This window comes from Streptomyces sp. NPDC043878 (assembly GCF_056435735.1).
Genome location: NZ_JBWKDW010000019.1, coordinates 168,527 through 180,194, shown reverse-complemented (window position 1 = coordinate 180,194; position 11,668 = coordinate 168,527). Strand labels below are relative to the sequence as shown.

Annotated in this window: 12 protein-coding genes and 1 pseudogene; 7 read left to right on the top strand and 6 right to left on the bottom strand. The window is 69.0% G+C overall.

The window, feature by feature from the left end; translation table 11 throughout:
• Positions 1 to 167: 167 nt before the first annotated feature.
• Together AC07AZ_RS25795 and AC07AZ_RS25790 are read left to right on the top strand one after the other, a co-directional pair.
• A complete protein-coding gene (locus AC07AZ_RS25795) occupies positions 168 to 683 on the top strand; it encodes a hypothetical protein (protein WP_478851643.1) in 516 nt (171 codons plus the stop codon).
• A gap of 932 nt (positions 684 to 1,615) precedes the next feature.
• Positions 1,616 to 2,428 (top strand): MerR family transcriptional regulator, encoded by an 813-nt coding sequence (locus tag AC07AZ_RS25790; RefSeq protein WP_478851641.1) that lies wholly within the window; start codon positions 1,616 to 1,618, stop codon positions 2,426 to 2,428.
• A gap of 318 nt (positions 2,429 to 2,746) precedes the next feature.
• On the opposite strand, the gene AC07AZ_RS25785 is transcribed toward AC07AZ_RS25790, so the two are convergent.
• Both AC07AZ_RS25785 and AC07AZ_RS25780 read right to left on the bottom strand, forming a co-directional pair.
• Positions 2,747 to 3,670 carry an ADP-ribosylglycohydrolase family protein gene (locus AC07AZ_RS25785; RefSeq protein ID WP_478851639.1) on the bottom strand — a complete coding sequence of 308 codons (924 nt, stop codon included), beginning with the start codon at positions 3,668 to 3,670 and terminating at the stop codon, positions 2,747 to 2,749.
• A gap of 294 nt (positions 3,671 to 3,964) precedes the next feature.
• Positions 3,965 to 5,239 carry a polysaccharide deacetylase family protein gene (locus AC07AZ_RS25780; protein WP_478851637.1) on the bottom strand — a complete coding sequence of 425 codons (1,275 nt, stop codon included), beginning with the start codon at positions 5,237 to 5,239 and terminating at the stop codon, positions 3,965 to 3,967.
• Positions 5,240 to 5,565: 326 nt separating this feature from the next.
• On the opposite strand from AC07AZ_RS25780, the gene AC07AZ_RS25775 reads away from it, so the two are divergent.
• Positions 5,566 to 5,823: a zinc-binding dehydrogenase gene (locus AC07AZ_RS25775; protein ID WP_478851635.1), complete on the top strand. Its 258-nt coding sequence runs from the start codon at positions 5,566 to 5,568 to the stop codon at positions 5,821 to 5,823.
• A gap of 28 nt (positions 5,824 to 5,851) precedes the next feature.
• Here the strand turns inward: AC07AZ_RS25775 and AC07AZ_RS25770 are convergent, their stop codons facing one another.
• Together AC07AZ_RS25770 and AC07AZ_RS25765 are read right to left on the bottom strand one after the other, a co-directional pair.
• Positions 5,852 to 5,980, bottom strand: coding sequence for a hypothetical protein (locus AC07AZ_RS25770; RefSeq protein ID WP_478851633.1), 129 nt, complete (start codon positions 5,978 to 5,980; stop codon positions 5,852 to 5,854).
• A 242-nt stretch (positions 5,981 to 6,222) separates the two neighbouring features.
• Positions 6,223 to 6,768, bottom strand: coding sequence for a winged helix-turn-helix transcriptional regulator (locus AC07AZ_RS25765; protein WP_478851631.1), 546 nt, complete (start codon positions 6,766 to 6,768; stop codon positions 6,223 to 6,225).
• Between the two features lie 90 nt (positions 6,769 to 6,858).
• Here AC07AZ_RS25765 and AC07AZ_RS25760 point away from each other — a divergent pair, with 90 nt between their 5' ends.
• The 3 genes from AC07AZ_RS25760 (at position 6,859) to AC07AZ_RS25750 (ending at position 10,076) form a co-directional block, all read left to right on the top strand.
• Positions 6,859 to 8,451, top strand: a complete 1,593-nt coding sequence (locus AC07AZ_RS25760; RefSeq protein ID WP_478851629.1) for a phytoene desaturase family protein — start codon at positions 6,859 to 6,861, stop codon at positions 8,449 to 8,451.
• 518 nt (positions 8,452 to 8,969) lie between these two features.
• Positions 8,970 to 9,677, top strand: coding sequence for an N-acyl homoserine lactonase family protein (locus AC07AZ_RS25755; protein ID WP_478851627.1), 708 nt, complete (start codon positions 8,970 to 8,972; stop codon positions 9,675 to 9,677).
• A 27-nt stretch (positions 9,678 to 9,704) separates the two neighbouring features.
• Positions 9,705 to 10,076 (top strand): LLM class flavin-dependent oxidoreductase, encoded by a 372-nt coding sequence (locus AC07AZ_RS25750; RefSeq protein WP_478851625.1) that lies wholly within the window; start codon positions 9,705 to 9,707, stop codon positions 10,074 to 10,076.
• A gap of 364 nt (positions 10,077 to 10,440) precedes the next feature.
• Here the strand turns inward: AC07AZ_RS25750 and AC07AZ_RS25745 are convergent.
• Together AC07AZ_RS25745 and AC07AZ_RS25740 are read right to left on the bottom strand one after the other, a co-directional pair.
• Positions 10,441 to 10,851 (bottom strand): annotated as a pseudogene (locus AC07AZ_RS25745) (PRC-barrel domain-containing protein); the annotation flags it as partial.
• A gap of 217 nt (positions 10,852 to 11,068) precedes the next feature.
• Positions 11,069 to 11,254 carry a hypothetical protein gene (locus tag AC07AZ_RS25740; protein WP_478851623.1) on the bottom strand — a complete coding sequence of 62 codons (186 nt, stop codon included), beginning with the start codon at positions 11,252 to 11,254 and terminating at the stop codon, positions 11,069 to 11,071.
• Positions 11,255 to 11,305: 51 nt separating this feature from the next.
• Between AC07AZ_RS25740 and AC07AZ_RS25735 the strand changes: the two genes are divergently transcribed.
• Positions 11,306 to 11,572 (top strand): hypothetical protein, encoded by a 267-nt coding sequence (locus tag AC07AZ_RS25735; RefSeq protein ID WP_478851621.1) that lies wholly within the window; start codon positions 11,306 to 11,308, stop codon positions 11,570 to 11,572.
• Positions 11,573 to 11,668: the final 96 nt, after the last annotated feature.

The window sequence follows — 11,668 nt, the reverse complement described above, 5'->3', positions numbered from 1 at the left end:
TCCCCGCCTCGCCACCCTCCACCCCCCCCCCCCCCCCCCCCCACCCCCCCCCCCCCCTCCCTCCCCCCCCCCCCCCCCCCCCCCCCCCCCCCCCCCCCCCCCCCCCCCCCCCCCCCCCCCCCCCCCCCCCCCCCCCCCCGCGCCCGCTTGACGAGAGGATCATCCGCATGGCCGGCCTCGTACGCCAGACGTCCAGCCAGGTCCACATCGACGCCAGCACCGTGGACCTGCTGGGCGCCGACCTGTCCACCGACCACCAGCCCGAACAGTGGGTCGGCGGCCTGATCGCCGCTGCCCCGACCGGTGACGCGGTGCGCATCGCCTGCGGGCAGGAGGTCGCCACCATCCACGTCATCGCCCAGCTGTGGGACGAACGTCCACCCCTGGGCCCCACGGATCTGGAAGCCTGGCAGGACATCGCCGAAGTGACCGTCGACTGGCAGTCCCTGATGCTGGACTTCGGCACGACCGGGGACGGGGAGGACCTGGCGCAGCAGCTGGTGATGCCCGGCCCCGCCAGTTACCGGATACGGGTGTCGGCCCGTAACCGTGATGACGGCGACCCGCGTGACGACAGCGGCCCGACCGAGGCCCTGCTGATCCAGGTATGGCAGGCTCCCCTGGAGGAGGACTGTGTGATCAAGCAGTCCAGCGATACCGCGCAGCTGTGGGCCGAGCAGTGACCGCCGCCGGCACCACGCAGCCGACGGCAACCGACGTCGCCCTGCTGACCTGCGAAGCCCGTGGGACTTGCGGGGAGTCCTGGTCCTTGGCGGTGTTGGTCGGCATCCTGATGGATTGAGCTGTTCGCAGGACAACAGGTGGGCCTCGTCCAGGGCGAGGACGGGGGTGCGGCCGCGTTCTTCGCGTTCGGCGGCCAGCGCCAGGCCGGTCTGGGCGGTCAGGCGAGAACCGAGGTGGGAGGGCTGCCGGCCGGAAGCAGCCACGATCGCCTCGTGGATCCCACGGACCCCGATCACGGGGTTGGGAAGGTAGATCACCGATCAACTCGCCGAGTTCCGCAAGTCGTTTCACAAGAAGTGTTCCGGATGGCCCGTACGGAGCCGACTGCCGGTACGGGCCGGCCACCGGAGACGACAACCGCCACCCCGCCGCCGGAGTCGAACTCGGGTGCGCGAGACTGTCCACCACCGAACAGAGCTTGGAGCGTCAACTCGACGCACTGGGCAATGCCGGCATCCCGGACGAACGCATCCACGTGGATAAAATACCGCCGCCGAGGGTATGGGCCGCATCGCCTTTCTGCTGCTGGCCCTGTTCGCCGAGATGGAGCGCACCTGCACCGCCGAACGCACCGCCCACGCCCGCGCCGTTGCCGTGCAGCCGGCCGACACGTCGGCCGCCGCGCCGAAAAGATCGAGTACGCGCGCCTGCTCAAAGGCCAGGGCGCCAGCTACGGGGGGATCAGCGCCAAGACCGGCATCCCGAAAACCTCCCTGCACCGCTACCCGCAAGCGTAGCCGTGCCAAGAAGCGAAGAGCCGCTCGCGGCGTCCTGTCCATCCAGTCGTCCCTTGCCGCGCTGCGGCTGCGCCCGTCCGCGAAGCAGGGTTCTTGACCCTCACACCGTGTCAGGCGCTGAACTCGGAGACATCATGTTCACCATCGGAGACTTCGCCCGGCACGGCCGCGTTTCGGTCCGGATGCTGCGGCACTACGACGCGACCGGACTGCTGCGCCCGGCACACGTCGACCCCATCACCGGCTACCGCCACTACACCGCCGCCCAGCTGGCCCGCCTCAACCGCGTCATCGCGCTCAAGGACCTCGGCTTCACCCTCCAGCAGGTCCAGCAGATCCTGGACGAGAAGGTCAGCGCCGAGGAACTGCGCGCCATGCTGCGGCTGCGGCGGGCGGAGCTGGAGGCGGCGATGACGGCCGCGGCGGCCCGGCTGGTCCAGGTCGAGGCGAGGCTCCGGTCGATCGAGAGTGAGGGGCACATGCCCAGCAATGACGTGGCGGTGAAGAGCCTCCCGACCGTGCGGGTGGCCGAACTTACCGGTCTCGCACCGGACTTCGACACCATTGGACCGGTCATCCAGCCGCTGTATGAGGAGCTGATGACACGCCTGAAGGCGGCCGGCATAGCCGTGACCGGACCCGGTGTCGCCTACTACGAGGATGCCCCGGACGGCGGGGTCCTCGTCCACGCGGGTGTCGAGGTCTCAGCGCCCCTCGGGGAGGACGACGGGTTGCGGATCGTGGACCTGCCGCCCGTTGAGCAGGCGGCGACCATCGTGCACCGCGGCTCGATGGACACGGTCCTGCCGACCGTCCAGACCCTGGGCCGCTGGATCGACACCAACGGCTACCGTTCAACCGGCTACCCCCGGGAGATCAATCTGGAGTGCCCGGAGAACCGAGACGAGTGGGTGACCGAGCTCCAGGAACCGGTGGCCCAGGTCTGACAGCCGTGAGGGGGCATCCATGATGCACGTGGTCGTGCGCCAGGAGACCGGAGGGGTCGCGGCCGCATCCGCTGTTGTCCGTGGCCCCCCTCCCCCACGGGTACAGGGCGAAGACGCGAGGCGGCCGGCGGCGGCCGAACAGGACCAGCACCGAGCGCCGCCCGTACCGATGATCCACGTCGAAGGCACGATCGGGCGGGCAGTGCTGCAGCACCAGGGCGGCCAGGCGGGCGCCCTCCCGTCGGGGGTCGGCCGGCCGGCAGCCGCACGGTGACCTCGACCGCTCTTGCCACGGAACATCGAGCAGTTGCCCACGGTCTACTGATCGTCCTGTCGGACTCCCCATTGGCTCCAAGCAGGGATGGCTTCTCGGGCTTGTAGCCAGGCAGAGGGGAGACCGTCCGTTCCGGTGCGGGCTGCGACGACGCCCCCCGTGATCGCGCAGGTGGTGTCGCGGTCGCCCCATCCTGCAACGGTCTGCCACAACGCCTCGGCCAGGTCGTCCAGATGCCCGGCGGCGGACCACAGCGCGAAGGGCACCGTGTCCGGAGCCGAGATCAGCGTCCCCGAGCCCAGCACGGATGCCGCGTGGCGAACCGACGTGCGCTCCGAGAAACTCGCGGCCACCCGCAGCCCGGACCGCACGTCGCTGTCCGGCACATGCGAGGCGACCTCCCGCAGGAACTCGGCGCGCGGTGGGGCGTCCTGGCCCTCGCCGACAGCGGCCAGTGCGGCGGCAACGGCAACGGCCACCGCTCCCGCGACCGCCTCCGGGTGAGCGTGGGTGGTCAGTGCGGACAGCCGGGCCTGCTCGGCGGCGGCCTCGAGGTCGTCCCGGAACCAGGCACCCAGAGGAGCCACCCGCATGGCAGCGCCGTTGCCGTAGGAACCCTGGCCGCCGAATTGTGCCGCCGTGACGGCCCGCCAGTCCTCGCCCTCGCCGATGCGCCGCAGCACACCGTGCATCGACGGACCGTACATTCGCCCAGGGTCCCGGTCGTACTCGGCGACGAACTCCTTTGCCAGGTCGTCCGGTCGGACCTCGTCGTAGGCCACCAGGTGGGCGAAGAGAACGAAAGCCATGGCGGAGTCGTCCGTCCACGACCACGGCGCGGGACGCAGGTCCCGTGCGGCCCAGAGCTCCTCGATGTTCTCGTCGGAGCGTACAAACCAGCTGTCACCGAAGGCATCGCCCATGACCAGGCCCTCCAGGCTGGCGCCGGCGTGCTGTGGACCGGTCATGACCAAGCTCCTCTGAACGATGTGACCTCGGCATTCTGTCTGTCATCAGGTCAGCGGTCGAGCGGATTGGTGAACGTGGGTACCCACCCGACGCGCGGCGCGGTGCACACGGGGCCTGCTCAAACCTCGGTGGCACGCACTCAACGTTCGGCGACACGGGACACAGGTCGCGTCAGGGCGCCCGCGTTAGATCTCGAGCTTGAAATCCCGACCCGGACCGGCTGCGACCGGGCCAGGGTTTCGGCACCCTCCCGGCCTCCGACCGCCTCCCCCGCCGGTCAGCGGGGGAGGCGGTCAGCCGTTGACGGCCGCGGGTGGTGCCGATGGGTTGGGTGCGGTGAGGAAGGTCTTCCATCCTCCGGGGGGCTGCTGTCCGACCTCGAGGGCGCGCAACTGGTCCAGGAGGGCCGGGTCTTGTGCGTCGAGCCAGTCGGTGAACTGGCGGAAGGACACCATGCGGACGTCCTTCGGGTCCGACATCTGCTTCAGGGCTTCCTCTACGGCGTCCATGTAGATGCCGCCGTTCCACTCCTCGAAGTGGTTGCCGATGAAGAAGGGGGCGCGGTTGGTCTCGTAGGCGCGGCGGAAGCCGGCGAGGTAGGACTCGGTGGCCTGCCGGCGCCAGGCCGGGTAGTTGTAGGAGGGGGCCTTCGTGGAGTTCTGGGACTGGTTGGCGAGGATGTTGTAGTCCATCGACAGCACTTCGAACCTGTGGCCCGGGAACGGGATGCCCTGCAGCGGGAAGTCCCATACGCCCTGCCGCTTTCTGGGCCAGCGCTGGACTCCGCCGGGGGATGAGGCGTCGTAACGCCAGCCCAACTCCCGTGCCACGGGCAGCAGGTTGTCCTGGCCCAGCAGACAGGGAGTGCGGCCGCCGATGAGTTCGCGGCTGTAGTCGAAGGGGAGCGGGTCGTGCGTGTGCCAGCCGGTGTTGGTGCGCCACGAGGTGACGAACGATCTGGCCTGCTCGATCTCGCTGCGCCACTGGTCGGGCGTCCACGCGGCCACCGACCCGGAGCCGGAGCAGAAGTGCCCGTTGAAGTGGGTGCCGATCTCGTGCCCGTCGAGCCATGCCTGGCGGACGTACCCGAGCGTCGACTTGAGGTGTTCGTCGCTGAGGTAGCCGATCTCCGAGGCGCCCACGGGGTTGTTGGGCGGGTTGTACAGGTGCCGCTTGGACTCAGGCAGCAGGTACAGCCCGGACAGGAAGAACGTCATATGGGCGCCATGGTCCGTGGCGGTCTTGAGGAAACGGGGGAAGAGGCCGGTGCCGACCTCGCCCGCGCCGTCCCAGGAAAGGATCACGAACTGCAGTGGTTTCTGGCCCGGTTCGAGCGGTTCCGGCGTCGTGGGCTGGTTGGGCTGCCGGCCGGTGTAGGCGGTGGAGCCGTCGCCGATCAGCCGGGGCGCGGTACGCGGGGGACGTTTCGGGCCGCCCGCCGCCGCGATGTGTTCCTCATTCGGGGCGAGGGTGAAGTCCTCCGTCGAACCGCAGCCGCTGAGGCCGATCGCCGCGGCTCCCAGCCCGAGTCCCATGCCCAACGCGTGCCTGCGGCTCATCTTGCCCATGGGTGTCCCAACCCGCACCCGAGGGTGCGTTGTCGTGAAGTCCTGGCCACGAGAGGACCATACATAACATCAATGGGCTTATATGACTTTAAGGCTGTTATATCGGTAAGCGGTGGTGAGGATGACCGGGAAGGAGCAATGCTCCACTGCAGCAGCACCAAGGCGCGGTCCATGCTTACGAAAGGCGTGAAAGGACCTCACGTGGTCATCGGGCAGTGCCTGCGCGATCCCGGTCACCTACGGCGAGGGGCTCGCCGACCGGGTACGTGCGGTCGCCCCGGCGGGAGCCGACGCGCTCGACGCCTCCGGCCGCGGCGAGACCCCCGGTGTCGATCGAACTCGCGGGAGGTCCCGAGCGCGTCCTCACCCTCATGGCCTTCGATGCCGCCGACCTGGGTATTCAGGTCCACTCGGGTGGCGCGAGGGGGAACGGCATCCGAGCCATGCACGATGTTCTCGCCCTCATCGAGGAAGGACGGCTACGGGTCCCGATTTCACGCACCTTCCCCCTGGCGGAGGTGGCTGCCGCGCTCGACCTGGGCCGTGCGGGACACCTCGGCGGCAAGATCGTACTGCTGCCCTGAAGCCAGGTGTTTCCCGTGGCAGCCGGAGTCAGCGGCGCGCGAAGGAACGGTTCTTGGGGATCGCGGCATCGAGCTGGGCGACCAGGCTCGCGTCGCCGACCGGCGGCCATCGCCGCGCCACGGTCACCGCGTCGAGGCCGGTGCGCTCACACGCCATCGCTCTACGGCCTGCCGCAGAGGCGTCTGACTGCCTGCCCATCCCCCTCTCTCCCCCGAGCGGCTGCGGCCCCTCCGGAGAAGGCCTGTCTGCTCGATCAGGGACCATGGCGTGCCGGCTCCTCGCAGCCTGGCCAGGCGGGTCCGCGGTCGTGCGAAGTTCGGCCGGGTCCGGCGGGCCGCAGGCAGCGGCCGGCCGGACCTGGCATCACGCCGACCACAGGGCTCCCGGCTGAACAGCGGTCAGCTGGTACCCGTCCCTGCCGCCTCCACCCGAGCGGGCCTGGCGGCGGGGCCCGGCGCGGCCACCATGTCCCGGGCGGCGGTGACCTCGTGACCGGCGGCGCAGATCAGCGCCGTCCTCACGGGGGCGTCGCAGTCACGGTGAAGCAGTGTGACGGTGGAACCCTCGGGCCCGACGAGCCAGTCGTCGGCCCAGTCGATCAAGGCCACCAGTGCGGGGACCAGGCCGCGGCCCTTGTCCGTGAGCCGGTACTCCTCACGCACGCGCGAGCCCGGCTCCTGGTAGGGCCGCTTCTCCAGAAGACCTTCCGAGACCAGGTCGCGCAGGCGTGCCGCGAGCACTCCGGAACTCACGCCCACGCGGGTCAGGAAGTCGTCGAACCGCCGGGTGCCGAAGAACGCCTCACGCATGATCATGCCCGCTGTCCGCGGAGCCAGCACCCGCAACGCCAGCGCGATCGAGTCCGGTTCCAGATCCCAGGCATCCCTGTCCCACGGAAGGGATGACCCGTGAGCCGTGCCGAGTGGCTCTGGTGCCTCAGTCATGTCTTCTCCGCTCGCCCGTCTTGCCGTCAGCGTAATCGCCTCCTAGTCTGACTTCGGCCTACCGAAGTCAGGTTGAAGGAGTGGTGTGTGGTGACTGCCGGCGAGAGCTATCGACGAAGTGCGGTCGGGGCTTCCTGGGACGCGATCGTCATCGGATCCGGGATCGGAGGGCTGACCGCGGCCGCCTTCCTGGCCCGTACGGGAAAGCGAGTCCTGGTGCTGGAGAAGCACAGCACCGCCGGTGGCGCGACCCAGGTCTTCAAGCGGGCCGGTTACGAATGGGACGCCGGTCTGCACTACATGGGCGAAGTGCACCGGCCCAACGCCGGCCTGCGCAGGATCTTCGACCACATCAGCGGCGGAAAGCTCGAGTGGGAGCGCATGCCGGACGTCTACAACCAGATCGTCATCGGCGACCGCACGTACGAGTACCCCTCGGGGGCCGCGCGGTTCAGGGAGCGGATGAAGGAGTACTTCCCTGCCGAGGCCGGAGCCATCGACCGGTACGTCGATCTTGTCTTCGAGGCGAACCGGGCCGCGAGTCCCTTCTTCGCGCAGCGCAGTCTGCCGCAGCCGGACGGCGACTCCCTCTACGACGACCTGTGCGGCCCTTTCCGCAGCTTCTCCGACCGCACGGTGACGGAGGTCCTCTCCGAACTCACCGACGACGAGGAGCTCAGGGCGGTGCTGTGCGGGCACTACGGCGACTACTGCATGAACCCAGGCCGTGCGTCCTTCGGCATGCACGCCATGCTGATCCGGCACTACATCGACGGAGCCAACTTCCCGGTGGGCGGATCGGGCCGGCTGGCGGAGACGATCTGCGACGTGATCCGTGAGGAGGGCGGCGCGGTCCTGGTGGCGGCCGAGGTGAGTTCCGTACTGCTGTCGGAAACCGGCGAGGCCCGCGGGGTGACCATGACCGACGGCCGGGAGTTCCTGGCCCCGGTGGTGATCAGCGACGCCGGCGCGCTGAACACCATGACGCGGCTCCTGCCGAAGGAGGCCGACACCGCGGGCCTCGCCGACAGCTGCCGGGCCATCGGGCCCTCCCTCACGTGGGTCGTCCTGAACATCGGCCTCAAGGAATCCGCCTCCTCCCTGGGCCTTGACCCCGGCAACATCTGGGCGCACACGGGCCCCGACATCGACGCCCAGGTCGCCGCCTACGAAGCCGATCCGCACAGCCGTCCCATGCCGTTGTACTTCCTCTCCTTCCCCTCGGCGAAGGACCCGCAGTGGGAGGCACGTCATCCAGGACGGGCCACCATCGACATCTGCGGTCTGACCGCCTGGTCCCTGTTCGAGCCCTACGCCGACACCGCCTGGATGAACCGCGGGGCCGAGTACGAGGAACTCAAGGAACGCCTGAGCGCCGAACTCCTGGAGCAGGTGCTGCGCTTCTGCCCGCAACTGGCCGGAAAGATCGACCACATGGAGCTGGCGACCCCCTTGAGCTTCAACCATTTCCTGGGGCGCCGGCACGGCGACTTCATGTCCCTCGCGCACACTCCACAACGGTTCGCCGACCGCGCCCTGGGCACCAGAACACCGGTGCCGAACCTGTTCCTCAGCGGGCAGGACGTCGTGGCAGCCGGAGTCAGCGGAGCCATCGTGGGCGGCGTCGTCGCCGCGTCCGCGGTACTGGGGCGTGACGCGCTTCAAGAACTGCCCACCGTGTGACCGCTCCCCCACGGCCGGGTCGCCGTACGAGTCCGCGCCCCGATCGGCTCGGCCACATGCCGCAGCTCGTGGTCGGTGTGATGAACGGCGATCCAGCCCGGCCACTCACCGCGTCCCGCACCCCCGGCACTGTGCCGTAGCCCGCGCCGGTCCGACTGACACCCGCTTGGCGGGGTCGGCCGCGTCTCGTCTCTGACGCTGCTCATCCGGTCGGGCGGCTCACGGCAGGCCGGCGACAGTCGTTTGATGCGCTCGTTCCTGATGAACCGCCGGCCGGTTTCGGGGAAGTCGAGCCGGCACGTTGCACGAGGGACAGGGGTGTCTGCCGCCGACGGCCCGGCCGCGGCCGCAGGCACCCCTGCGAGGCACCAGCCGCACATGGCTCAGCACGCCATCGAGGCCACGGCCAGAAAGGGCGAAACTCTCCTGCCCGCCACACGCCCCGCAGAGGATCCATAAGCGGTTCTGCTGTCGGCAGACTCGCTGGATGTCATACGGCGGCCTGCCAGGATGGCCGCATGGGGAAGAACATGGCGGTGCGTCGACTCGATCTCGGGTACTTCATCCGGCCTGCATCGGAGACGGGCGGCCCACAACCACGAGTCGAACCTGTCCTTGCCTACCTGGTGCGACACGACCAGGGGTTGATCCTCTTCGATACCGGCATCGGCGCCGCGGACCCCGAAACCGAAGCACACTACCGACCCCGACGGCGAGCGTTGCAGGACGCCCTGTCAGCGTCCGGAGTCGCCCTTGATGACATCTCCATGGTCGTGAACTGCCACCTGCACTTCGACCACTGCGGCGGAAATCCCCTCCTGGGCGGCAAGCCCATCCTGGTTCAGGACGTCGAACTGGCCACCGCTCGTCGGGGCAACCACACCTTCGAGGAACTGATCGACTTCCCCGGCGCAACCTACGAGGAAGTCGCCGGCGAAACCGAAGTCTGGCCGGGAGTCTGGATCATTCCGACGCCTGGGCACACCCAAGGGCACCAGTCGCTGGTGCTCCGGCAAGGCGACGGCACAGTAGTCCTCGCCGGCCAGGCACACGACTTCGCTTCCCATTTCGCGTCCGACCAGTTGGCCCGTCACGCGGCGCTCCAGGGCGTGGAGCCGCCGCTTCCTCCTTATCAGCACTGGCTGGAGCGACTCGCCGACTTCGACCCACGACGCGTGCTCTTCGCCCACGACTGCTCGGTCTGGGAACCGCCGCAGACCGCCTGACCGCGTCGACTCTCGCGGACGAGATCGGTGTCGACGCCATCGCCCTCGGTGAGCACCGCCGCCCGGAGTGGTCGATCTCCACTCAGGACCGTCCTCGCCGGCATCGCCACGCGCACCAGCCGTACCCGCCTCGCCTCCGGCGTGACCGTACCGAGCTCCGACGATCCGGTCCGCGTGTTCCAGTGGTTCGCGACCGTGGACGCCCTCTCGAACGGCCGGGCCGAGGTCATCCTCGGGCGCGGCTCCTTCACCAGGACACGGCAAGCAGCGCCTTTGAACCCCGGCCGGCGACGGAGTCGGCCACGGCAGCAGACAAGAACGCGTAGCCGAGGAGAACGCTCCCCCTACGCGGCGGAAGACTCTGAGCGCTTCAGCCGAACGATCTCTGCGAGCTGCTGATCCCACCCGCCGCGCCACGGCTCCACGCGAACTTTCACGGCATACCGGAATGGCCCTGCTGTTCGTCAGTGACGATGTACTGGCGCAACCTGGCCCGGCCGGCCTCCCGGCGTTCAGCGCCGCGCATCGGCTCGTCGACACGCGTGAGCGCCTCGCGGTCTTTGGGGGTGTCGGAGCTGGCGGAAAGGGTGTCTTCCTCGCGCTCGTCCCCGCTTCGGGCGATGCCCGACGCGGTGGTGTTGTCGTAGTCGCTGTGCGGGGTGGTCGTGTCCGGGTGTTCTTCGCCGCTTCGGGCGATGCCTGAAGCGGTGGTGTCCTCGTAACGGTTCTCTGGGGCGTCGGTGTCCTCGTAACGGTTCTCTGGGGCGCCGGCATGGGTGGTGTCGGGGGAGGCCGTGGCGCCGCCGTGAGCCCAGCCGCCTTCCCCTGGCTGGTTGGCTTGCTGCCAGGCGGCGTCCCAGGCGATGCCGTAGTGCTCGTACAGGTGGTGCTCTTCCTGCTCGGACAGGTGGCCGCCTGCGTCGACGTCGACGTTGGGCGCGTCTTTGACCTTGTCCTTGGGGTAGGGCACTTCCAGGTGGTCCTCGACCACTGCGGCGTCCTGGATGGGCACGAAGGACTCGCTGGTGCCGAACAGGCCCGTCTTGACGCTCACCCACTCGGGCCGGCCGCTCACGTCGTCGAGGAAGACGTGCTTGGCGTCGCCGATCTTCTTGCCCTCGGCGTCGTAGACCGGATGATCCAGCACCATCGGGATCTGCTCTCGCGTGATCATCTCTGTCCTCCCACTTCACTGTGCGGCTATCGGGTATCTATCCGGTATATCGCCACAAAAACCCTGAAGTGCGCTGTTTCGTCGGCTGCCGGGGTGGCGCGCGCACCACCCCGATTCTGGGGTCGGTCATCACAGGTGCGCTCCCGGGCCGGCCCGCGGCAGGGCGGCTGGGACTGCTGGTGGCCGGCCGGAGACCCCTTCGGCCGTCGATCCCGTTCTAGGAGGCGAGCCGTGCGCCGGTCGCCTGGCCGGGCATGAGGCTGGTGATCAGATAGACCCGCTCGATCGTCAACTCGCCGGTGCTCCGGCCCTTTCTCCAACGGGCGATTTGGAGGGCCTGGGCCGCGTCGGGGTAGTCGAGGTGGTCGAACGCGGCTGAATTCAGTTCACAAAGCTCCGTCACCCGAGCGGTGGCCGGGATGCGAGGCGGTCGTCCCCGTTGGATGGTGGAGTCATGAACCATCACCGCCAGGCCCAGCCGACGCTCGACATCAACACCCGACTCCTCACCACTGGCGCCGTCCTCACCACAGCCGGCGCCATCGTGGCGTGGGCCGGCATGGCCATCGCGGCCACCGCCGTGTTCACCGCGGGCCGACGCCTGATCCGCAACCTGGACGTGCCGCCATCCCAGCAAGCGGCCATGAAGTGGCAGCAAGCCAAGGAAGCATCGCGAGCCGGCATGCAAGCCTGGCAATCCACTTCCAACGCCCAGAACTGACCACCCGTGCCGACCAGGGCGGGCAACCACGCACGTCATTGACGCCTGCAAGACATAAGAGTGCAACCGCAGGCGGTGAATATCTCGCCGTCACGC

Coding starts and splice junctions, on each gene's coding strand:
- AC07AZ_RS25795 (WP_478851643.1), top strand. CDS start 168: ATGGCCGGCCTCGTACGCCAGACGTCCAGCCAGGTCCACATCGACGCC.
- AC07AZ_RS25790 (WP_478851641.1), top strand. CDS start 1,616: ATGTTCACCATCGGAGACTTCGCCCGGCACGGCCGCGTTTCGGTCCGG.
- AC07AZ_RS25785 (WP_478851639.1), bottom strand. CDS start 3,670: ATGACCGGTCCACAGCACGCCGGCGCCAGCCTGGAGGGCCTGGTCATG.
- AC07AZ_RS25780 (WP_478851637.1), bottom strand. CDS start 5,239: ATGGGCAAGATGAGCCGCAGGCACGCGTTGGGCATGGGACTCGGGCTG.
- AC07AZ_RS25770 (WP_478851633.1), bottom strand. CDS start 5,980: ATGGCGTGTGAGCGCACCGGCCTCGACGCGGTGACCGTGGCGCGGCGA.
- AC07AZ_RS25765 (WP_478851631.1), bottom strand. CDS start 6,768: ATGACTGAGGCACCAGAGCCACTCGGCACGGCTCACGGGTCATCCCTT.
- AC07AZ_RS25755 (WP_478851627.1), top strand. CDS start 8,970: ATGGGGAAGAACATGGCGGTGCGTCGACTCGATCTCGGGTACTTCATC.
- AC07AZ_RS25735 (WP_478851621.1), top strand. CDS start 11,306: ATGAACCATCACCGCCAGGCCCAGCCGACGCTCGACATCAACACCCGA.